A 22,132-nucleotide genomic window follows, 5' to 3' on the forward strand; every position below is an offset into this window, starting at 1 on the left:
GAAAGTGGCCGGCTTAAAACCCGGCCATTTCTTTTCAGATATCGTAATTGTTGCCGGCGCTGAGCGAGGAGATGAACTTCTTCGTGCGCTCCCGCTCCGGCGTCTGGAAGATGTTCTTCGGCGCGCCGCTCTCGACGATCAGGCCGCCGTCGAGGAACAGGACCTGATCGGCAACCTTGGAGGCAAGGCGCAGGTCGTGCGTGGCCATGATCATCGTCGTACCTTCGGCCGCCAGCCGGTTGAGAACCTCGACGACTTCTTCGGCCAGTTCCGGATCGAGCGCCGAGGTCGGCTCGTCGCAGAGCAGGACGCGCGGTGACGGCGCAAGTGCACGGGCAATGGCGACGCGCTGCTGCTGGCCGCCGGAAAGCGTGGCGGGCCAGGCGTCCGCCTTGTGCGCCATGCCGACCTTTTGCAGCAGTTCCTGCGCACGGGCACGGGCTTTCTCCTTCGGCCATTTCAGCACGGTGACGAGACCTTCCATGACATTCTCGATCGCCGTCTGGTGCGGAAAGAGCTGGAAGTTCTGGAACACCATGCCGGTCTGGCGGCGCAGTCGCTGGATCGCGTCCCAGCCGGTCTTCTTGCCCGGGGAAAAAACGATCTGCTCGTCACCCAGCTTGATTGTGCCCGATGTCGGCGTTTCCAAGAGGTTGACGCAGCGCAGAAGCGTGCTCTTGCCGCCGCCGGAGGGGCCGACCAGTGCGGTGACGGTACCTTCGGCGATGGCGACGCTGATATCCTTCAGCACGACATTGTCACCGAACTGCTTGACGATATGGGTAAGCTCGATCATGTGCGCGCCTCCAGGAAGCCGCCATAGCGGGCGAAACGTTTTTCCAGCCGCACCTGAAGGGCAGAAAGAACCGAGCTGAGCGCCAGATAGAGCAGGGCAGCCTCGATATAGAGGATCAGCGGTTCATAAGTGGTCGCAACGATGCGCTGCGCCGTCTGGAACAGTTCCGGCACGGTGATGGCGGCGGCAAGCGAGGTGTCCTTCACCAGTGAAATGAACGTGTTGGAAAGTGGCGGCACGGCAACGCGGGCGGCTTGCGGCAGGATGGTCCGGCGCATCGCCTGTCCCCAACTCATGCCGATCGAATAGGCCGCTTCCCACTGGCCGCGCGGCACCGAGGAGATGACGGCGCGGATAATTTCGGACGTATAAGCGCCAATGTTGAGCGTGAAGCCGATCAGCGCCGCCGGGAAAGCGTCAAGCAGGATGCCGACCGCCGGCAGGCCATAGAAGATGACGAAGAGCTGGACGAGCAGCGGCGTGCCGCGAATGACCCAGACATAGAACCGTGCCACCGTGACCAGCGGCCTTGGCCCGAACAATCGGGCAATGGCGGTGAGCAGCCCGAGCATCAGCCCCAGCGTGAACGAGAGCAGCGTCAGCGGTATGGTGAAGATCAGCCCCGCCCAGAGAAGCGGCTGGAGCGAATCGAGCATGAGTTGAAGCCAAGGGGGCACGATCTTCTTCCTCGAACGGTTTTCAATATGGCAAATACCCCTCCCCAACCCCTCCCCACAAGGGGGAGGGGCTTAAACGCCGCGCTTTCCTCGATTTTCGGATACTTGCGACGGGAGATATCTACATTCGTGGAGGAGGAACGGTGCCGCGGATCAAGCCCCCCTTTGTGGGCAGGGCTATCGCATATGGAGAAGTCCCCCTCTGGCCTGTCGGCCATCTCCTCACAAGGGGGAGAAATCCTGCCGCAGCCCCTTGTTTTCAAAGACAGGGGCGGCGGCAGTTTAAGCCCCTCCCCCTTGTGGGGAGGGGTTGGGGACTTTCGTCGTTACTTCGAAACGTCTGCGCCGAAATATTTCTGCGAGATAGCATCATAGGTGCCGTCGGCCTTGATGTCGGCCAGTGCCTTGTTGATCGCTTCCAGAAGTTCCGGCTCGCCCTTGCGGATGATGATGCCGGAGTAGTCGGCATTGGCCTGTTCGGCGGCGATCTTCACCGGTGCATCGGCCTTCTTCTTCTTGAAGTCGAGGAAGGACAGGCTGTCGTTGATTGTCGCGTCGGCGCGGCCGGTGAGCACGAGCTGGATCGACTGGTCGAAGCCGTCTGTGCCGACCAGTTCGGCGCCCGATTCCTGCGCCAGCTTGCCGAAGTTGCTCGTCAGCGACTGGGCGGCCTTCTTGCCCTTGAGGTCCGGGAAGTCCTTGATATCGGCATTGTCGGCCTTGACGATCAGGACGGCCTTGGAGGCGATATAGGGCTCGGAGAAGTCGTATTTCTGCTTGCGCGCATCGGTGATGCCGACCTGGTTGATCACGGTGTCGTAGCGGTTGGCGTCGAGGCCGGCGATCAGGCCGTCCCACTTGCCTTCGAGGAATTCGGCCTTGACGCCCAGCTTCTGTGCCACGGCTTCGCCGATCTCGACGTCGAAGCCGACAAGCTTGCCGCTTTCATCATGATAGGTGAACGGCGCGTAGGTGCCTTCCGTGCCGATCTTCAGCGCACCGGCGGCCTTGATGGCGTTGAGGTTTTCACCCGCGAAGGCCGTACCGAAGGTGACCAGCTGGGCAAGGGCGGCAGCGGCGAGGAGTGTGGGAACCAGTTTCATTGTCTTTTCCATTCTTCTTGTCATCCGGCCCGTCTGCCGGGGATGGCGGGACAATCGCATGCCATCGCGCTTCAGGGAGCGCAAAAAACTTCAAATGCGGCGCGAAACGGCGAAGGTTTTGTCAAATTTCATCACATCGGACGAATTTTGACCTGCTGATCAAAAAATCAAGCGTCGCGCAGGCGAAATCCGGGAAAAGAGGGATTGAATTCGCCTGAAATCTTGGTATGCGTGTTTTCGCATTTTTATGCCGATTTGTGCACGATTGGGCGAGCCCTTGCAAAACGTCCTTCTTCTTCGCCAGCGCCAGACGCTGATCAAGGATCGCCTCGACGCGTCGGGTCGCGTGCTGGCTGTCGATCTTGCCCGTGAATTTGGCGTCTCCGAGGACACGATCCGCCGTGACCTGCGGGAGATGGCTGCGGCGGGTCTCTGCGAGCGGGTCTATGGCGGCGCGCTGCCCTTGGCTCCGGGCGGGACGTCCCTGATCCGGCGGGTCGGGGAAGCGTCGGAGCGTAAGCGGGCACTGGCCGTGGCGGCCGCCTCCTTGATCCGTGACGGGATGACCGTCTTTTTCGATGCGAGCTCGACCAATCTGGCCATCGCCAGGGCCATTCCGGCAGGCATGAGCCTGACGGCGGTCACCAATACGCCCCTGATCGCCGCCGCCCTGATGGACAATCCGGAGGTCGAGATCATCCTGATCGGCGGACGGATCGACCGGCAGGTCGGTGGCGCCGTTGGTTCCGCCGCCCAGCGGGAAATCATCGCGTTGCGGCCGGATCTGTGCATTCTCGGCGCCTGCGGCATCGACGCTGGCGCCGGTATTACCGCCTTCGATTATGAGGATGCGGCCTTCAAGCGCCTTGCCGTGCAGCAGAGCGCCGCCGTCCTGGTTGCAGTCACGGCCGACAAGATCGGCACATCGGCGCCACATGCGGTCGTCCCGGCCAAAGCCTGCACGATCCTGGTCGTTGAAGACGAAACCTCCGCCATCTCCCTGTCCGTCTTCCGCGAGATGGGGATCGATGTCGTAACAGCCAAGGAAAAGACCTGATGCGCATCGGACATGTGGCACTCTGGACGACGGATATCGATCGTCTTTCCGCCTTCTGGGCTCAAACCTTCGGCGCCGAGATCGGCGAACGGTATGAAAGCGCTCGGCGTCCGGGCTTTGCCTCGCGGTTCCTGTCACTCGCCGACGGGCCGACCATCGAGATCATGCAGGGTCCATGGATCGGTACGCCGGGGGGGCTGGTCGAGCGCGCGGGGTATGCCCATGTGGCGCTGTCGCTCGGCAGCCGCGAGGCGGTCGACGTCATGGCTGACAATGCCGCGCGCCGCGACATTCTGGTTTCGCCGCCGCGCATGACCGGCGACGGCTTTTACGAGGCGGTCCTCAGGGACCCCGATGGCAACATTATCGAAATCATGATCTGAACCCGGTTTCCCACCGGGAGGAGAAAACTATGGATCAACTGACGTCACCGGCACTCCGATCGGGTTACATGCCGAAAACCCGCCTGGCGGTTTCCCTCATGTTCCTGATGAACGGCTTCGTCACGGGCAGCTGGGCGCCCAAGATTCCCGAATTCAAGGAAAAGCTCGGGATCGGCGAAAGCGTGCTCGGCCTGCTGATCCTTTGCTTCGGCATCGGCTCGCTGGTGCTGATGCCGATTGCCGGCGGCTTCATCGCCAGGCTCGGATCGCAGAAAGTGGTCAAGGTCACGGCCGTCGCCCTGTCGCCGCTGCTCCTGCTTCTGACGCTGGTGCCCAATGTCTGGGTGGCCGTCGTCGCCATGTTCATTCTCGGCGGCTTCGTCGGGGCGATGGACGTGGCGATGAATGCCAATGCCGTCGAGGTCGAAAAGACCATGCGGCGGGCGATCATGTCCTCCTGTCACGCCTATTGGAGCCTGGGTGGACTGCTCGGCTCGGCGGCCGGCGGCCTGCTTATGGCGAATTTCGGCGTTCTGCCGCACGCGATCTTCGCCACCATCGTCTGCTTTTCGCTGGTTGCCATCGCTTGGCCGATGATGCTGCACGATCAACCACATCCCGATACGGCAAAGCAGAAACTGCGCCTGCCGCTGACGCCACTGCCGTGGCTGATCGGTCTCGTTGCCCTGTTCTCGATGGTGCCGGAAGGTTCCGTGCTGGATTGGGGCGCGCTTTACCTTCGCAACGAGCTCGGCGCATCCGTCGCGCTGTCCGGCTTCGGCTTTGCCGCCTTCTCGGCGACCATGGCGATCATGCGCTTTGCCGGCGATCACGTCCGCGACCGGTTCGGGGCCGTCAAGACGTTGCGGGTCTGCACCGTGACGGCGCTGGTCGGCCTCGTGCTCTCGGGACTGGCGCCGACTGCGCCGCTGGCGATCCTCGGCTTCGCGCTTGCCGGCATCGGCATTTCCAACATGGTGCCGATCGCGTTTTCAGCGGCCGGGAATATGCCGGGTCTGGCTCCCGGCATTGGTCTTTCGGTTGCGACCACCATGGGTTATTCCGGCATGCTGTTTGCGCCGTCCCTGATCGGTTTCATCGGCGAGCATACCGGCTTTGCGATCATCTTCGCCTGCATCCCGATCCTGTTCATCGTCGTGCTGATCCTCTCGCATCATGCCGTCCATGCCGATCATAGGGGCGGACATTGATCGCAGGCCGGGCCGTCAGGACGGCCCGGCCGCTTGCCCCGGCGGTTGCGGGCCATCAATTCGCCGTCAAGAAATGATCTTGCCGTTGACATCTTGGCTTTCGTCATCCACCTGAAAGCCAGTTGCCGCACCACTTCCAAGAGGCGCCCATGTCTTCGTCCTTCGATTACGAACCGCAGCCGCGCCGGGCGTCCGTCGCCGTCGACGTCGGCGGCGTGATCGTCGGGGGATCGGCGCCGGTTGTCGTCCAGTCGATGACCAATACCGATACCGCCGATATCGATGCCACGGTCGCGCAGGTCGCCGCGCTCCACCGGGCCGGTTCCGAACTGGTGCGCATCACCGTCGATCGCGACGAAAGTGCCGCCGCCGTGCCGAAAATTCGCGAGCGACTGGAACGTCTCGGCCTCGACGTGCCGCTGATCGGCGATTTCCATTATATCGGCCACAAGCTGCTTGCCGATCATCCCGCTTGCGCAGAGGCACTGGCGAAATACCGCATCAATCCCGGTAATGTCGGCTTCAAGGCGAAGAAGGACAAGCAGTTCGCCGAGATCATCGAGCGCGCCATCCAGTTCGACAAGCCGGTGCGCATCGGCGTCAACTGGGGCTCGCTCGACCAGGAACTGCTGACCAAACTGATGGACGACAACCAGGCCCGGGGCTTTCCGCTGACGGCCAGCCAAGTGATGCGCGAAACCATCGTCCAGTCGGCGCTGATTTCGGCGGAACTCGCCGAGGAAATCGGCCTGCCGCGCAACCGCATCATCCTGTCGGCCAAGGTGTCGAACGTGCAGGATCTGATCGCCTGCTATTCCATGCTGTCGACGCGCTCCAACCACGCGCTGCATCTTGGCCTCACCGAGGCGGGCATGGGCTCGAAGGGCATCGTCTCCTCGGCCGCGTCGCTCGGCATCCTGATGCAGCAGGGCATCGGCGACACGATCCGCATCTCACTGACGCCGGAGCCTGGCGGCGACCGCACACGCGAAGTGCAGGTGGCGCAGGAACTCTTGCAGGTCATGGGTTTCCGCCAGTTCATTCCGGTCGTCGCCGCCTGTCCCGGCTGCGGTCGCACCACCTCGACGGTGTTCCAGGAACTGGCGCAGAAGATCGAGGGCGACATCCGCCGCAACATGCCGATCTGGCGGCAGAAATATCCGGGCGTCGAAGGGCTGAAGGTCGCCGTCATGGGCTGCATCGTCAATGGTCCCGGCGAAAGCAAACATGCCGATATCGGCATTTCACTGCCCGGCACCGGCGAGCTTCCGGCCGCCCCCGTCTATATCGACGGCAAGAAGGCGCTGACGATCCGCGGCACCAATATTGCCGGCGATTTCGAGGCGCTGGTGGGTGACTATATCGAAAAGCGCTTCGGCCGGGGACAGGCGGCGGCCGAGTAACGGCTAAAGCCGCGCCGTCAGCAGCTTGAAGCCGGCAAAGGCGAAGAAGCCGGCCATGGCTGCCTCGATGCCGCGCCGCGCGCGTTTATAGCCGCGGTGGATCGGCTCGATCGAAAACAGCAGCGCGAAGCCTAAGAAGATGATGATACCGAGCAGCATGCAGCCGCCGATCAGGATGGGCATGACATGCGGCGCATCCTGCGGCGTGCCCAGCGAAACCAGCGTCAGCCAGGAAAAGATCGCCTTCGGGTTGGTCAGGTGGATGCCGAGGCCCTTGAGATAGAGGCGGCGCAGCGAAGGCGGCTGCCTGTCGAGCGCGACGGTACCTTCCGTCTCCTTGCGCATCGCCGCTTTCAAGGCCTTGAAGGCCAGCCAGAGCAGATACAGCCCGCCGGCGATCTTCAACACGAACAGCGCATTGCCATAGCTGCGGATCAGCGCCGAAAGCCCGGCGGCCGCCAGCATCGCCCAGGTATAGGATCCCGTCAGCACGCCGGCCGCCAGCGCCAGCCCACCGGCGCGGCCCCGGCTGATAGACGTGGAAATGATCGCCGCGATCGCCGGCCCGGGCGAGGCGGTGGCGATGATGTAGGCACCCCAGGCGACCAGTAGCTGCGGCAGGTAGGGCAGGAGGGTGGACATGCAGGATCTCCGGGGCGTGACATGTGCTACAAGCGTGATCTTGCTCAGGGCTCGTGAAAAGAGAATGCATATTCTTGTTGCGGTGACATTTTTCCGGGAAAGAGCGCTTGCGGGTTCGTCAACCTCTTCCATGATTTTTCAATCATCGCTGATTGCATTTCGTTCGAGCAATCTTGTGGTTTCTCAGCAATATGACATGATGAGTTGTGGTAAATAAATACTTCAACTCTGGGGGGTTATGCGATTTGAAGGGGCGGCTCTGTCGATATTCATCACCGCGATGATGACATCCCAAGTATCTGCGGAAGATACTGTCGCTGAATGCGTGAAAAGAGGCATAGCTTACTTCCAAGAAATCGGCTCATACCCGACGCTCAGCGATGGCCGAGATGCAGCCACCGTAGCATTTGAGCGATGCAGTCGAACTACAACTGCATTTCCTTAAAAGCCGACAGACTTACTTGTTCCCGTAGCGATATTTTCTCTTTAAGCTGTTTACCAATTCTACCATCCTTCTGTTGGATTTTGTTCAATGATCGCGGTTGGCTATGAAGCGAGCTGTCTCGTTGAGAATGCTTGCACGCGTACCGAACGACCTCAGCAGCCCCGCAGCATCAGCCACCAGGGCCACCAGCCGGTTTTCCGCCCAATCCTGCCCCCGCAGAGAAATCAGCGTGCCCTTGCCACGGGCAGCGTCCTTGCCGGTTGCCTTGCCCATGGTTTCCGCGTCCGCCGTCAGGTCGAGCAGGTCGTCGGCGAGCTGGAAGGCGAGGCCGATGGTTTCGCCGTATTGGCGCATCAGGCGGCGGTCATCGGCGCTGCCGGCGGAAATGATGGCGCCGGCTTCGCAGGCAAAGCGGATCAGCGCACCGGTCTTCATTGCCTGCAGGGTCGTGATCCCGGCCTCGTCCAGCACGCAGCCCTCCGCCGCCAGATCCAGCGCCTGGCCGCCGGCCATGCCGCCGATGCCGGAAGCACGCGCCAGCGCCAGCACCAGTTCGGTCTTCTGCCGGTCGGGCAGGTTGGTTTCGGGTGCGGCGATGATGTCGAAGGCAAGCGTCAAAAGGCTGTCGCCGGCGAGGATTGCATTCGCCTCGCCATGGGCGACATGCACGGTCGGCTGGCCGCGCCTGAGATCGTCGTCGTCCATGGCGGGCAGGTCGTCGTGCACCAGTGAATAGCTGTGAACGCATTCCAGCGCCGCCGCGATCCTGAGCGCTGCCTCGGGATCACCACCTAAAAGCGCCGTGCTTTCGATGACGAGGAACGGGCGCAACCGCTTTCCGCCGTTCAGCAGGCCATGGCGCATGGCGGCCAGCAGAGGAGCGGGGCGAGCAATCTCGTCGGCTTGAATCGTCTCGCCAAGAATGCCGGAAAGACAGGTTTCCACGGCTGTAGCGCGGGCCTTCAGGCGGGCTTCGAAGGATGTGGAATGATCGCTCATGCCGCGCTCTTTGGCATGACAGCGCGCGTCCTGGCAATTGTATTTTGCTTCCGGGATGGCGTTCGCCCGCCTTCAACGCCGCGAACGGGTACAATTTGCGAAAAGGCGTTCAATTCCGGCCGCTCTTGCTCTAAGAGAAGTCTGGGATCATTCAGGCGGGCGCTTCAAAGATTGGACATCGTACCGGAAACGCGTGAGGAGGACGACGTGCCAATGACCGGCTCGCGGAGTAGCCGTTCGCGGAGCTGGATGCAGACGCTCCGGCGGCGCTGGCGCAAGCTCATCCTGTTGCTGGTCGGTCTCGTCCTCCTGCCCTACGTGCTGGTCATCCTGTACATGCCGAGCTTCATTCACCCGATATCGACGCTGATGCTGCGCGATCTCGTGCTGTTGCGCGGCTATGACCGGCAATGGGTCTCCTTCGACAATATTTCGCCCAATCTGGTCCAGTCGGTGATGGTGTCGGAAGACGGCCAGTTCTGCATTCATGGCGGGGTCGACTGGGTGCAGATGCGCGGCGTCGTCAATGATGCGCTCGAAGGGGAATCGACACGCGGCGCCTCGACCATCCCGATGCAGACGGTCAAGAACCTGTTCCTCTGGAACGGCCGCTCCTTCCTGCGCAAGGCGATGGAACTGCCGCTGGCGCTGGCCGCGGATTTCGTCTGGAGCAAGCGGCGGATGATGGAGCTCTATCTCAACGTCGCCGAATGGGGACCGGGCATTTATGGCGCGGAAGCGGCCGCCCAGCATCATTTCGGCGTTTCCGCTGCCAAGCTGACGCGTCGTCAGGCTGCTCTTCTCGCGGTCTCCCTGCCCAATCCGTTCGAGCGCAATGCCGGCAAGCCGGGTCGTGGCCTGAAGCGCCTGGCATCGCTGATCGAACGCCGCGCCGGCCGGTCTGGTGAATATATCAAATGCCTTTATGATTGAGATCAGGTCTTTTCATTGGCGATGAAAGACCGGTGTCATCTATAGCAGGGCCTCGTTTCGTGAAGGATGGGGAAGACCGATGACAAAACTCACGCTCTATGTCGGCAACAAGAACTATTCGTCGTGGTCGCTAAGGCCGTGGCTCGCCTTGGAAGCCTGTGGCGTTCCCTTTGAGGATGTCGTCATTCCCTTCGATTTTGAAAATGGCAATCCGAAATTCAGGGATATATCCCCGACCGGCCGCGTTCCCGTCCTGCATGACGGCGAGACCCGTGTCTGGGAATCGCTGGCGATCATCGAATATGCCGCCGAACTGTTTCCCGAGGCAGGTTTATGGCCGCAGGATCCGGTGGAGCGGGCCGTGGCGCGCAGTTATTCCATGGAAATGCTCTCCGGCTTCCAGGCGTTGCGCAACGCCTGCCCGATGAACATGCGCCGGGAAAAACGGGCGATTGATGTGCCTGATGGCGTGAGGGCTAATGTCGAGCGGATCGAAACGATCTGGCGCGAGGCGGTCGCCCGATCCGGCGGGCCGTTCCTGTTCGGCCGGTTTACCGCTGCCGACGCCATGTTCGCGCCGGTGGTCAATCGCTTCGAGGTCTATGACCTCACGCGCAATCCGGTCTCGCTGGAATATATGGACGCGGTCAAGACCCATCCGGCCTTCCAGAAATGGCAGGAAGCGGCGTTGAAGGAGACCTGGGTCGTGGCGGAAGACGAGGCCTGAAGCTTCTGCCGATCACCGACTCGAAAAAATGCCGGCAGGGACTGGTCAAACGCCTGTGAGGCATGTATAAGCCCGGCAAATTCCGAGATTGACATCTGTTTGTCCCGGCCAACGGTCTGGCCGCGAAACAGAGTTTTGCCCGATAAGTGGAGTATGAAATGGCTGTACCGAAAAGAAAAACGAGCCCGTCCAAGCGCGGTATGCGCCGCTCCGCTGACGCGCTGAAGACGCCGACCTATGTCGAAGACAAGAACTCCGGCGAACTGCGTCGCCCGCACCACATCGACCTGAAGACCGGCATGTACCGCGGTCGCCAGGTTCTGACCCCGAAGGCTTCCGCTTAATCAGCGCTGCCGTCAGGTATGAATTTTAAAGGGCTGGCTTTTGCCGGCCCTTTTCGTTGTCTGTCGGTGGCTGGTCAACAAGAGCCGCCATCGGGCATTTTCCGATCGTCTTGCGCCAGCGCTGCCCTATCTCGATCCGACGGTCATTTTCTTGACCGGAACCATGCTGTAAGCAAAGATCGATCGATGTCGGCCACGGCCGGCACGCCAACCGGGAGCCCTTGCCGATGATCGCCGCCATTCCATTGTTGATCCTGCCGTTCATTCTCTACAATCTGGGAATGGTGGGCGTTCTCGGAAGCGGCGGCGTTGCGGTTTTCGAAGACGTCATCCTGTCGATGACCATGCTGTCCGGCGCCGTCTGGACGATGAGCGTCGGCGACCTGGTGATCGTCATCGCGCTTCTTCTGCTGTTCGTTGAGATTCTCAAAGCCACCCGCGTCAGTTCCAAGGCGCTATTGGATCATCTCCTGTCGATGGTGCTGTTTATCGTCTTCCTGATGGAGTTTTTGCTGGTCGCCAACGCCGCGAACCACGTCTTCTTCATCCTGATGACGATCTGCTTCATCGACGTCATCGCCGGCTTCTCCGTGTCGATGCGCACGGCCGGACGGGATGTGTCGATCGGGCTTTGAGCGTTTTTCTCTTCTCCCCGGCGGGGAGAAGGTGGCGCATAGCGCCGGATGAGGGGGGCCGAAGGCCACCTTTGAGATAGGCCGCGCGCGTCGGCTTTGCCGCCGCCCCCTCATCGCCTCACTACGTTCGGCACTTCTCCCCGCTGGGGAGAAGAGGGAGTTCCCGGTTTAGGGACTGCGTCTTACCCCAGGTTTTCCAGCTTCGTCTGTAGCGCGCGCAGCTGTTCCTTGAGTTCGTCGATGTCCTTGGCTTCCGCCTTGCGCGGTTCCTTGGCGGCCGGGGTGGCGGCCATGAAGGGGGAGAACATCTGCATGGCCTGGTGGAACAGGTCGGTGTTGCGCTTGACCTGCTCTTCCACCAGTTGCAGCGGTACGGAGAGGTTCTTGCCGAGCGGCGTGTCGCCGAACGCCTTGTTGATCTGCTCGCGCATCGTCACCTGCTGGTCGGTGAAGGCCTGCATCGAATGTTCGAGATAGCTCGGCACCACCATCTGCATCTGGTCGCCGTAGAACGAGATCAACTGGCGCAGGAAGGGGATCGGCAGCAGCGTGTTGCCGGTCTTGGATTCCTGCTCGAAAATGATCTGCGTCAGCACTGAATGGGTGATGTCCTCGCCCGATTTCGCGTCCTGAACGGTGAATTCCTCTCCCTTTTTTACCATGACCGCGAGATCGTCGAGCGTGACGTATGTGCTTGTTCCGGTATTGTAGAGCCGTCGGTTGGCGTATTTCTTGATTACGATCTGACCGTCGTGTTTAGCCATCTGGGTCTCCTCCCCATGCTCCCGTCTTTATTGTGTTTTTCAGAGTATCCGTAAAAAATCGGTTCTGACAATCTCTTTGTGCAATGCGGCGACGCAGGTGCGAAATTTCACCCTCGTCCAGATTGTGATAGCCAGACGATACGAACCGTCACATGATCGCGTTTGACTTGCGCGATGACCTTTGCCAGTCTTCAGCAATTGCGAAGAAAAGAACGAGGAAATATCGGATGAGCACCCCCTCCATCGTCATCGCCAGCGCGGGCCGCACCGCAGTTGGTTCGTTCAACGGTTCTTTTGCCACAACACCCGCGCATGAACTCGGCGCCGCCGTCATCAAGGGCGTGCTGGAGCGTGCGGGCGTCGAGGCCGGCGAAGTGGATGAGGTCATCCTCGGGCAGGTTCTTTCCGCCGGCGAGGGGCAGAACCCGGCCCGTCAGGCGGCGATGAAGGCCGGCATTCCGCAGGAAGCAACCGCCTGGGGCATGAACCAGCTCTGCGGCTCGGGCCTGCGCGCGGTCGCGCTCGGCATGCAGCAGATCGCCACCGGTGATGCGAAGATCATCGTGGCCGGCGGCATGGAATCCATGTCGATGGCGCCGCATTGCGCGCACCTGCGCGGCGGCGTGAAGATGGGCGACTTCAAGATGGTCGACACCATGATCAAGGACGGCTTGACCGATGCCTTCTACGGCTATCACATGGGCACGACGGCCGAAAACATCGCGAAGAAATGGCAGCTGTCCCGCGACGACCAGGACCAGTTCGCGCTGGCCTCCCAGAACAAGGCCGAGGCCGCGCAGAAGGCCGGCCGCTTCGCCGACGAGATCATTCCGTTCATCGTCAAGGGCCGCAAGGGCGACGTCACCGTCGATCAGGACGAATATATCCGACACGGCGCCACGATTGACCAGATGACCAAGCTGCGCCCGGCCTTCGACAAGGAGGGCACGGTGACTGCCGGCAACGCATCCGGTCTCAACGACGGCGCTGCGGCCACACTGCTGATGAGCGAGGCCGAGGCTGGCCGTCGCGGCATCCAGCCGCTCGCCCGCATCGTGTCCTGGGCCACCGCCGGCGTCGATCCGCAGATCATGGGCACAGGCCCGATCCCGGCATCGCGCAAGGCGCTGGAAAAGGCCGGCTGGTCGGTTGCCGATGTCGAACTGGTCGAAGCCAATGAAGCCTTCGCGGCGCAGGCCTGCGCGGTTAACAAGGATCTCGGCTGGGATACGTCGATCGTCAACGTCAACGGCGGCGCCATCGCGATTGGCCATCCGATCGGTGCATCCGGCGCCCGCGTACTCAACACGCTGCTATTTGAAATGAAACGCCGTGGCGTGTCGAAAGGCCTGGCGACATTGTGCATCGGCGGCGGCATGGGTGTCGCCATGTGCGTCGAGCGCCTCTGATCACGAGATGAACACCAGTTCAGATCGCCCCGTGCCAGGACGGCCGGGGCGGTCTTCACGGTAACAATCGGGAGAAGAGGGCCCTGCATCCTGATCGGCGTAGGGACCGCCAGATAAACGTCAACGAAACGGGGGAAGAGACGATGAGCAGGGTAGCATTGGTCACCGGTGGGTCGCGCGGCATCGGCGCGGCCATTTCCATTGCCTTGAAGGCCGCCGGATACAAGGTCGCGGCGAACTATGCCGGCAATGACGAGAAAGCGCAGGCCTTCACGCAGGAAACCGGTATTCCGACCTACAAATGGGACGTGTCGGACTACAAAGCTTGTGCCGAAGGTATCGCCAAGGTCGAAGCTGATCTCGGGCCGGTCGAAGTGCTCATCAACAATGCCGGCATCACGCGCGACGCCATGTTCCACAAGATGACGCCGGAACAGTGGAATTCGGTCATCGACACCAACCTCACCGGCCTGTTCAACATGACGCATCCGGTCTGGACCGGCATGCGCGACCGCAATTTCGGCCGCGTCATCAATATTTCCTCGATCAACGGCCAGAAGGGCCAGATGGGTCAGGCCAACTATTCCGCCTCCAAGGCCGGCGATCTCGGCTTCACCAAGGCGTTGGCGCAGGAAGGCGCGGCCAAGGGCATTACCGTCAACGCGATTTGCCCCGGCTATATCGGCACCGAGATGGTCCGCGCGATCCCGGAAAAGGTCCTGACGGAGCGCATCATCCCGCAGATCCCGGTCGGCCGTCTCGGCGAACCCGATGAGATCGCCCGGATCGTTGTGTTCCTGGCCTCCGACGATGCCGGCTTCATCGCCGGTTCGACGATCTCGGCCAATGGCGGCCAGTTCTTCGTCTAACGTCTTCGAATACGTTCTGCCGGCGGCGTCCTGACGGGCGCCGTTTTGCAGTTCGCCGGAATTAACACAGGTGGCGTTGATCGCGACGAATGCCGAGTTAATCCACCATTTCCAATGGTTAATAAATTGTTTTACACAATATCTCGCAGATTCAACACGAGCCTTGCTCGCGAGATATTCTCCGCCTCTTCCTCATGCTGAACCGCAGCCGATCCGCGCATGTTCGTCGCTGCGGTATCCATTTCCTTGAAGTCTTGTCCATGAGCTTCCCCCATTCCTTCCGGGGAAGGAATGGGGCCGGAAAAGGACCGTCGCACATGTGCCGCGCTCAACCAAGCACACTATTACTAGGCACGTTAACGGACATTCCAATATTGACTTGCAACTTCCGGCGGTCTTTCCTAGACAAAACACGGGTATACGTCATTTTGGGGCAAATGAATGGCAACGATTACAGGCACGACTACGTCCAGCGAAACCTTGAACGGAACGTCTGGCGATGACGTCCTGATCGGCGGGGCTGGTGACAACGCACTGTATGGCGGAGCCGGGAAGGATACTTTCACGACATCGGCGAGGCTCGCGTTCAGCGGCACCGTATTTACCATTGTTTCCTACGACACCGTCATGGACTTTGCACAAGGCACCGACAGGATCGACGTGTCCGCCTACGGGATTTCAAGCTTCGACCAGTTACAGGCGATCATGGTGCCGGCATCCGGCAATGCAAATGACGCCTACTTCAATGCTTATTTCGGCGGCATTGATCACGAATGGCAAATCGAAGGCATTACCGTCGCCAAATTGAAGGCGAGCGATTTCGTCTATTCGACGGCCGCTGGATCGATCATCGAAGGGACGGATACCGGCAGTTGGGGTGGCCATGACCGTCTATTCGGCTCGACGGGCAACGATACCATCAAGGGCTACGGCGGCAACGACCAACTCTTCGGCGGCAACGGCAATGACGTCCTGATCGGCGGGGCTGGTGACAACGCACTGTATGGCGGAGCCGGGAAGGATACTTTCACGACATCGGCGAGGCTCGCGTTCAGCGGCACCGTATTTACCATTGTTTCCTACGACACCGTCATGGACTTTGCACAAGGCACCGACAGGATCGACGTGTCCGCCTACGGGATTTCAAGCTTCGACCAGTTGCAGGCGATCATGTTGCCGGCATCCGGCAATGCAAATGACGCCTACTTCAATGCTTATTTCGGCGGCATTGATCACGAATGGCAAATCGAAGGCATTACCGTCGCCAAATTGAAGGCGAGCGATTTCGTCTATTCGACGGCCGCTGGATCGATCATCGAAGGGACGGATACCGGCAGTTGGGGTGGCCATGACCGTCTATTCGGCTCGACGGGCAACGATACCATCAAGGGCTACGGCGGCAACGACCAACTCTTCGGCGGCAACGGCAATGACGTCCTGATCGGCGGGGCTGGTGACAACGCACTGTATGGCGGAGCCGGGAAGGATACTTTCACGACATCGGCGAGGCTCGCGTTCAGCGGCACCGTATTTACCATTGTTTCCTACGACACCGTCATGGACTTTGCACAAGGCACCGACAGGATCGACGTGTCCGCCTACGGGATTTCAAGCTTCGACCAGTTGCAGGCGATCATGTTGCCGGCATCCGGCAATGCAAATGACGCCTACTTCAATGCTTATTTCGGCGGCATTGATCACGAATGGCAAATCGAAGGCATTACCGTCGCCAAATTGAAGGCGAGCGATTTCGTCTATTCGACGGCCGCTGGATCGATCATCGAAGGGACGGATACCGGCAGTTGGGGTGGCCATGACCGTCTGTTCGGCTCGACGGGCAACGATACCATCAAGGGCTACGGCGGCAACGACCAACTCTTCGGCGGCAACGGCAATGACGTCCTGATCGGTGGGGCGGGTAATGACACCTACTTCATCACGGACAAGGGCGACACGGTCGACGAAAGCGACGGCTCCGGCACCGACGAGGTGCGCAGCACCATCAGCTTCAGCCTTGCCGACGAATCGGTCGTAGCGGGCGAGGTCGAGCATTTGACCCTCCTCGGTTCCGGCAATATCAACGGCACAGGCAACGACCTCGCCAATACCATCACCGGAAACGCGGGCAGCAACGTGCTCAAGGGTGGAGCCGGCGACGACACGCTCTACGGTCTCGACGGCAACGACACGCTTGATGGAGGTGCCGGAGCCGACCGGATGGAAGGCGGCAAGGGCAACGACACCTATGTCGTCAGCAGTGCGGGCGACGCGGTGGTGGAGGTCTATGGGCAGGGCAGCGACCTCGTCAAATCCGCGATCAGCTACACGCTCGGCGCTAATGTCGAGAACCTGACGCTGACGGGCACCGCCAACCGCAACGGGACAGGCAACAGCCTTGCCAACGTGATCACCGGCAACAGCGGCAACAACATCCTCGATGGCAAGGCGGGCGCGGATACGCTGACGGGCGGCAAGGGCAACGATACGTATGTCGTGGATAACGCCAAGGACAAGGTGATCGAGAATGCAGGCGAAGGCACCGATCTGGTCAAGGCCTCTGTTTCCCATACGCTTGCCGCCAATGTCGAGAACCTGACGCTGACGGGAACGGCGGCGATCAACGGCACAGGCAACGGCCTTGCCAACGTGATCACCGGCAATTCTGCAGCCAATGTCCTCGACGGCAAGGCAGGGGCCGACACGCTGACGGGCGGCAAGGGCAACGATACGTATGTCGTGGATAACGCCAAGGACAAGGTGATCGAGAATGCAGGCGAAGGCACCGATTTGGTCAAGGCCTCTGTTTCCCATACGCTCGCCGCCAATGTCGAGAACCTGACGCTGACGGGAACGGTAGCAATCAACGGAACAGGCAACAGCCTTGTCAACGTGATCACGGGCAACAGCGGCAACAATATTCTGGATGGCAAGGCAGGGGCCGACACGCTGACGGGCGGCAAGGGCAACGACACCTACATCGTCGACAATGCCAAGGACAAGGTGATCGAGAAGGCGGGTGAGGGCACCGATCTGGTCAAGGCGTCTGTTTCCCATACGCTCGCCGCCAATGTCGAGAACCTGACGCTGACGGGAACGGCAGCAATCAACGGAACAGGCAACAGCCTTGCCAACGTGATCACCGGCAACAGCGGCAACAACATCCTGGACGGCAAGGCGGGCGCGGACACACTGACGGGCGGCAAGGGCAACGACACCTACATCGTCGACAATGCCAAGGACAAGGTGATCGAGAAGGCGGGTGAGGGCACCGATCTGGTCAAGGCGTCTGTTTCCCATACGCTCGCCGCCAATGTCGAGAACCTGACCCTGACGGGAACGGTAGCAATCAACGGCACAGGCAACAGCCTTGCCAATGTGATCACCGGCAACGCCGCTGCAAATACGCTCAAGGGCGGTACTGGCAACGACATCCTCAAGGGTGGGGCTGGTAATGATCTGCTCTATGGCGGCACGGACAACGATACGCTCGAAGGCGGAGCTGGTAACGACGCGCTCCGGGGTGAGGCTGGCAACGATACGCTTTACGGCGGCGCGGGTGCTGACGATCTCTATGGCGGCGCGGGCAAAGATACCTTCATCTTCAAGTCTGTGAAGGATTCGACAACCTCAGCGTCAGGACGCGACACGATCTTCGACTTCGACGGCAAAGGCGGCGACCGGATCGATCTTGGCACCATCGACGCGAAGACTGGAACGAAGGCCGACGATGCCTTCTCGTTCATCGGAACCAAGGCCTTCTCCAAGGTAGCAGGAGAACTGCGCTACGAACAGAAGACGGATGGAACGTATGCCTACGGTGACGTGAATGGAGACGGCAAGGCGGATTTCGCCATCCATTTCGACGATACACTCACGCTCTCAAAGGGTTATTTCTTGCTGTAATATCCAATGTCTGTGTTCAATCGCTTGTGACGAAAACGGATCAGGAGTTAGTCTTTTGGGAAGATTCGTATTTCACGAGCCTGTCAAAGTCCGTGAAACTGGTTTTGGTGCCTCTGGCGCATCCGGAGCGACGAATGGAACTGGCGGCTATGCATGGCCTTCCATCTTCTCGCTGCCCAAAGGGTCTGTTCGTGGATTTCGACCGCCGCCCTGTTATACCCGACCAGTCGGAGCGCGAGCCAATCTTCGTGCTGGATCATATCCCGCAACCAGTCCAGAGCTTCTATGGTACGCGCGTTTCGATGAGATCCTGCGCCCTTTCACGTCGAAGGGTCGTCCGGTCAGATTTTCCTGATTTTTCATATATTTGGATTCTGAATCTCAACGGCAACCGCAGGCTTCAGAGCCGCAGATTCTTTCTGCGAAAACGCGATTCAGGATGTGGTGCAAATCTGGCGCCGCAAATCAACATCTAGCCGTGAACAAATCCTGAATCCAATGGAGTCAGCGATTCGTCGCTGATTCGTTCCACCGCTGTTCCGATTCGGGCCGAGGCGGCTGGAAATGCGAATGTCGGACGCCATTTCTATCGTTTCATCGCCGGCTGCCCTTGCGTTTGTGACCCCGCATGGGCATGTGTGGCTCTGCCGGTTGACGCGGTTTCCGCCGTGAACGCCTTCGCAGACTGAAAGTGCGCAGGATCGAGACAGTGCCTGACCAACCCATGATCTTGAGCGGCCGCGGTGTGATCGCGGTGCTCGGCCCCACCAATACCGGCAAGACGCATTACGCGATCGAGCGCATGGTCGCGCACGAATCCGGTGTGATCGGCCTGCCGCTGCGGCTTCTGGCGCGTGAAGTCTATACGCGGGTTGTCGAGAAGGTTGGCGCTCACAATGTTGCCCTGATCACCGGCGAGGAAAAGATCACGCCGCACATGGCGCGGTTTTCGGTCTGCACCGTCGAGGCGATGCCGCGCGAGACCAAGGCCGCCTTCGTCGCGATCGATGAGGTGCAACTGGCCGGAGACCTGGAGCGCGGCCATATCTTCACCGACAGGCTGATGCATCTGCGCGGTCGGGTGGAGACGCTTCTCCTCGGCGCATCGACCATGCGCCCGATCCTCGAACAACTGCTGCCCGGCATTACCGTCGTCGAGCGGCCGCGCCTGTCGCAGCTCCTGTATGCCGGCTCCAAGAAGATCACCCGCCTGCCGCAGCGTTCCGCCATCGTCGCCTTCTCGGCCGAGGAGGTCTATGCGATCGCCGAGCTGATCCGCCGGCAAAGAGGCGGCGCGGCCGTCGTGCTGGGCGCGCTTTCGCCGCGCACCCGCAATGCCCAGGTCGCGCTCTATCAGGCGGGCGATGTCGAATATCTGGTGGCGACCGACGCCATCGGTATGGGCCTGAACCTCGATGTCGATCATGTCGCCTTCGCGCAGGACCGGAAGTATGACGGTTACCAGTTCCGCGACCTGAACCCGGGTGAACTGGCGCAGATCGCCGGCCGTGCCGGCCGTCATCTGCGCGACGGAACCTTCGGCGTCACCTCGCGGGTCGAGCCTTTCGACAACGAACTCGTCCACCGGATCGAATCGCACCAGTTTGATCCGGTTCGTGTCCTGCAATGGCGTTCGAAGTCGCTGAACTTTGCGTCCATCGCTGCATTGAAGAAAAGCCTTGATGCAGCACCCACCGTCCACGGGCTGACGCGGGCCTTGCCGGCGGTTGATCAGCAGGCGCTGGATTACCTTTCGCGCTATCCGGAAGTGAGCAGTGTCGCGACCACACCGGAGCGTGTAGAAAAACTCTGGGAGGCCTGTGCTCTTCCAGACTATCGGCGTATAACGCCGGCGCAACATGCCGATCTGATTTCGACCATCTATGCCGATCTCGTCCGCCGTGGCACAGTGAACGAAGATTTCATGGCCGAACAGGTTCGACGTGCAGATCATACGGACGGTGAAATCGACACATTGTCCGCGAGAATTGCCCAAATCAGGACATGGACCTATGTGTCCAACCGTCCGGGATGGCTTGCCGATCCGACACACTGGCAAGAAAAGACGCGGGAAATCGAAGATCGATTGTCTGACGCGTTACATGAAAGGTTGACGAAACGCTTTGTTGATCGCAGGACATCTGTGCTCATGAAGCGCCTGAGAGAGAATGCGATGTTGGAAGCTGAAATCAGTGTAAATGGCGATGTCTTCGTTGAAGGTCATCATGTGGGACAATTGGCGGGCTTCCGTTTCACGTTGGCGACAGTGACCGACGGTCTTGACGCGCGTGCGGCGCAGGGTGCAGCGCAAAAGGCGCTTGCGCTCGAATTCGAAGCGCGTGCCGCCCGGCTGCATGCCGCCGGCAATGCCGATCTCGCCCTAGCTTCGGACGGTCTCGTGCGTTGGCTTGGCGATCCCGTGGCGCGTCTTGCCGCCAGCGATCATGTCATGCGTCCGCGCGTGCTGTTGCTTGCCGACGAGCAGTTGCAGGGCAATGCCCGCGAGCATGTGCTTGCCCGCATCGAGCGCTTCGTCAATCATCACATCTCGACCGTGCTGAAGCCGCTCGACGATCTTTCGCGTGCCGAGGATCTCGAAGGCCTTGCCAAGGGTCTGGCCTTCCAGCTCGTCGAAAATCTCGGCGTCATGTTCCGCCGCGACGTGGCCGATGACGTGAAATCGCTGGACCAGGAGGCGCGCGCCTCGATCCGTCGCCACGGCATCCGCTTCGGCGCCTATCACATCTTCATGCCGGCACTTCTGAAGCCGGCGCCGGCCGAACTCATCAGCCTGCTCTGGGCGCTGAAGAATGACGGCCTCGACAAGCCCGGTTACGGCGACCTCATCCCGGTTCTGGCCGCCGGCCGCACCTCGGTGGTCACCGATCCGTCCTTCGAGCGGACCTTCTATAAGCTGGCCGGGTTCCGGTTCCTCGGCAAGCGCGCCGTGCGCATCGATATCCTCGAGCGCCTGGCCGACCTCATCCGTCCGTTGCTGCAGTGGAAGCCGGGCACGACCAACCGTCCGGACGGCGCCTATGACGGCCGCCGCTTCACCGCGACGACGGCAATGCTGTCAATCCTCGGTGCCACGCCGGATGACATGGAAGAAATCCTGAAAGGTCTCGGCTACCGCGCTGATGCCGTGAAGGCCGAAGACGCAGCCGCCTTCCTGGCGTCGCAGGCGGGTGCAGCCGCACCGGCAGCAGTCGCGACGGATGCACCGGCGGAAGCCGCTGACCATGACGATGCGGATGCAGCCGGTGAAGAAGCGCAGGCTGCCGAGCAAGTTCCGGTTGCTGAGGCTGCTGTTGCGGAAACCGCTGAGGCTGATGTTGCCGAGGCTGCAGCCCCTGAAACTGCCGCTGAATCCGCCCCGGTCGCTGAGCCGGCAGAAGTGGTCGAAGCCAAGCCGGTTCTGCTGTGGCGTCCGGGCAGCCGCAACGACAACCAGCGTCAGGGCGGACGTCCGCAAGGCGATCGCCGTGGCGGTCAGAATCGCGCGCCCCAGGGCGAGGCCCGTCGCGAAGGCGGCGAGCAGCGCCGCGACGGCGAAGGCCGCCGTGAAGCGCGCGGCGACGATAACCGCAAGGGCGGTGGTGGCCGGCCGGATCGCAACCGGGGTCGTGACGGTGGTCGAGATGGTGGCAAGCCGCAGGGTGGTCAGCGTCACGAGAAGGGCGACCGTCAGGACCGCCCCGATCGCAACGACCGCGGCGGAAAGCCGCAGGCGGCCAAGTTCGAAGCCCGTCCGCCGCGCAAGGAAAAGCCGCTGGATCCGGATTCGCCCTTCGCCAAGCTCGCTGCGCTCAAGGAGCAGATGAAAAAGTAA

At 60.9% G+C, this 22,132-nt stretch carries 21 protein-coding genes; 14 read left to right on the forward strand and 7 right to left on the reverse strand.

Annotated features, from left to right (window positions below; all coding sequences use genetic code 11):
• Positions 1–34: 34 nt before the first annotated feature.
• The 3 genes from ACST81_RS02985 to ACST81_RS02995 form a co-directional block, all read right to left on the reverse strand.
• On the reverse strand, positions 35–796 hold the full coding sequence (locus ACST81_RS02985) for an amino acid ABC transporter ATP-binding protein (RefSeq protein ID WP_438751327.1): 762 nt from the start codon (positions 794–796) through the stop codon (positions 35–37).
• The gene (locus ACST81_RS02990) at positions 793–1,473 is read right to left on the reverse strand and encodes an amino acid ABC transporter permease (RefSeq protein WP_438751329.1); all 681 of its coding nucleotides are present in this window, start codon (positions 1,471–1,473) and stop codon (positions 793–795) included. The genes ACST81_RS02985 and ACST81_RS02990 overlap by 4 nt, the downstream gene beginning before the upstream one ends.
• A 326-nt stretch (positions 1,474–1,799) precedes the next feature.
• Entirely contained in the window at positions 1,800–2,576 is a 777-nt protein-coding gene (locus ACST81_RS02995; RefSeq protein ID WP_438751330.1) for an amino acid ABC transporter substrate-binding protein, read from the reverse strand.
• 247 nt (positions 2,577–2,823) lie between these two features.
• Here ACST81_RS02995 and ACST81_RS03000 point away from each other — a divergent pair, with 247 nt between their 5' ends.
• The 4 genes from ACST81_RS03000 to ispG all read left to right on the forward strand — a co-directional run bounded on the left by ACST81_RS03000 (position 2,824) and on the right by ispG (position 6,630).
• Positions 2,824–3,633, forward strand: coding sequence for a DeoR/GlpR family DNA-binding transcription regulator (locus tag ACST81_RS03000; protein WP_438751332.1), 810 nt, complete (start codon positions 2,824–2,826; stop codon positions 3,631–3,633).
• Positions 3,633–4,016, forward strand: a complete 384-nt coding sequence (locus ACST81_RS03005) for a VOC family protein (RefSeq protein ID WP_438751333.1) — start codon at positions 3,633–3,635, stop codon at positions 4,014–4,016. Before ACST81_RS03000 ends, ACST81_RS03005 begins: the two co-directional genes overlap by 1 nt.
• A gap of 29 nt (positions 4,017–4,045) precedes the next feature.
• On the forward strand, positions 4,046–5,227 hold the full coding sequence (locus ACST81_RS03010) for an MFS transporter (RefSeq protein WP_438751335.1): 1,182 nt from the start codon (positions 4,046–4,048) through the stop codon (positions 5,225–5,227).
• Positions 5,228–5,376: 149 nt separating this feature from the next.
• On the forward strand, positions 5,377–6,630 hold the full coding sequence (gene ispG / locus ACST81_RS03015) for a flavodoxin-dependent (E)-4-hydroxy-3-methylbut-2-enyl-diphosphate synthase (protein WP_438751337.1): 1,254 nt from the start codon (positions 5,377–5,379) through the stop codon (positions 6,628–6,630).
• 3 nt (positions 6,631–6,633) lie between these two features.
• Here the strand turns inward: ispG and ACST81_RS03020 are convergent, their stop codons facing one another.
• Complete coding sequence (locus ACST81_RS03020) at positions 6,634–7,272, reverse strand: LysE family translocator (RefSeq protein WP_438751339.1); 639 nt, start codon at positions 7,270–7,272, stop codon at positions 6,634–6,636.
• Here ACST81_RS03020 and ACST81_RS03025 point away from each other — a divergent pair.
• Positions 7,271–7,489, forward strand: a complete 219-nt coding sequence (locus ACST81_RS03025) for a hypothetical protein (RefSeq protein ID WP_438751342.1) — start codon at positions 7,271–7,273, stop codon at positions 7,487–7,489. The two genes, ACST81_RS03020 and ACST81_RS03025, sit on opposite strands and share 2 nt — an antisense overlap.
• Positions 7,490–7,801: 312 nt before the next feature.
• Here the strand turns inward: ACST81_RS03025 and ACST81_RS03030 are convergent, their stop codons facing one another.
• A complete protein-coding gene (locus ACST81_RS03030) occupies positions 7,802–8,716 on the reverse strand; it encodes a polyprenyl synthetase family protein (protein ID WP_438751344.1) in 915 nt (304 codons plus the stop codon).
• Between the two features lie 249 nt (positions 8,717–8,965).
• Here ACST81_RS03030 and mtgA point away from each other — a divergent pair, with 249 nt between their 5' ends.
• The 3 genes from mtgA to rpmF all read left to right on the forward strand — a co-directional run bounded on the left by mtgA (position 8,966) and on the right by rpmF (position 10,720).
• Positions 8,966–9,649 (forward strand): monofunctional biosynthetic peptidoglycan transglycosylase, encoded by a 684-nt coding sequence (mtgA, locus tag ACST81_RS03035; protein ID WP_438751345.1) that lies wholly within the window; start codon positions 8,966–8,968, stop codon positions 9,647–9,649.
• Between the two features lie 79 nt (positions 9,650–9,728).
• Entirely contained in the window at positions 9,729–10,376 is a 648-nt protein-coding gene (locus tag ACST81_RS03040; RefSeq protein WP_438751346.1) for a glutathione S-transferase family protein, read from the forward strand.
• 158 nt (positions 10,377–10,534) lie between these two features.
• A complete protein-coding gene (gene rpmF, locus ACST81_RS03045) occupies positions 10,535–10,720 on the forward strand; it encodes a 50S ribosomal protein L32 (RefSeq protein ID WP_060502645.1) in 186 nt (61 codons plus the stop codon).
• 25 nt (positions 10,721–10,745) lie between these two features.
• Here rpmF and ACST81_RS03050 read toward each other — a convergent pair whose 3' ends face one another.
• A complete protein-coding gene (locus ACST81_RS03050) occupies positions 10,746–10,961 on the reverse strand; it encodes a hypothetical protein (protein WP_438751349.1) in 216 nt (71 codons plus the stop codon).
• On the opposite strand from ACST81_RS03050, the gene ACST81_RS03055 reads away from it, so the two are divergent.
• Positions 10,948–11,355 carry a hypothetical protein gene (locus ACST81_RS03055; RefSeq protein ID WP_438751351.1) on the forward strand — a complete coding sequence of 136 codons (408 nt, stop codon included), beginning with the start codon at positions 10,948–10,950 and terminating at the stop codon, positions 11,353–11,355. The two genes, ACST81_RS03050 and ACST81_RS03055, sit on opposite strands and share 14 nt — an antisense overlap.
• Before the next feature lie 182 nt (positions 11,356–11,537).
• Here the strand turns inward: ACST81_RS03055 and phaR are convergent, their stop codons facing one another.
• Positions 11,538–12,119, reverse strand: a complete 582-nt coding sequence (phaR, locus tag ACST81_RS03060; RefSeq protein ID WP_438751353.1) for a polyhydroxyalkanoate synthesis repressor PhaR — start codon at positions 12,117–12,119, stop codon at positions 11,538–11,540.
• A 227-nt stretch (positions 12,120–12,346) separates the two neighbouring features.
• Here phaR and ACST81_RS03065 point away from each other — a divergent pair, with 227 nt between their 5' ends.
• From ACST81_RS03065 to ACST81_RS03085, 5 genes are all read left to right on the forward strand, one after another.
• Positions 12,347–13,528 carry an acetyl-CoA C-acetyltransferase gene (locus ACST81_RS03065; protein ID WP_438751355.1) on the forward strand — a complete coding sequence of 394 codons (1,182 nt, stop codon included), beginning with the start codon at positions 12,347–12,349 and terminating at the stop codon, positions 13,526–13,528.
• 143 nt (positions 13,529–13,671) lie between these two features.
• A complete protein-coding gene (locus ACST81_RS03070) occupies positions 13,672–14,397 on the forward strand; it encodes a beta-ketoacyl-ACP reductase (RefSeq protein ID WP_438751357.1) in 726 nt (241 codons plus the stop codon).
• A gap of 441 nt (positions 14,398–14,838) precedes the next feature.
• Complete coding sequence (locus ACST81_RS03075; RefSeq protein ID WP_438751359.1) at positions 14,839–18,300, forward strand: beta strand repeat-containing protein; 3,462 nt, start codon at positions 14,839–14,841, stop codon at positions 18,298–18,300.
• A gap of 134 nt (positions 18,301–18,434) precedes the next feature.
• A complete protein-coding gene (locus tag ACST81_RS03080) occupies positions 18,435–18,776 on the forward strand; it encodes a hypothetical protein (protein ID WP_438751361.1) in 342 nt (113 codons plus the stop codon).
• A gap of 248 nt (positions 18,777–19,024) precedes the next feature.
• Positions 19,025–22,132 carry a helicase-related protein gene (locus tag ACST81_RS03085; protein WP_438753355.1) on the forward strand — a complete coding sequence of 1,036 codons (3,108 nt, stop codon included), beginning with the start codon at positions 19,025–19,027 and terminating at the stop codon, positions 22,130–22,132.

It is taken from the genome of Pararhizobium sp. O133 (genome assembly GCF_051669845.1).
Lineage (GTDB): Bacteria > Pseudomonadota > Alphaproteobacteria > Rhizobiales > Rhizobiaceae > Pararhizobium.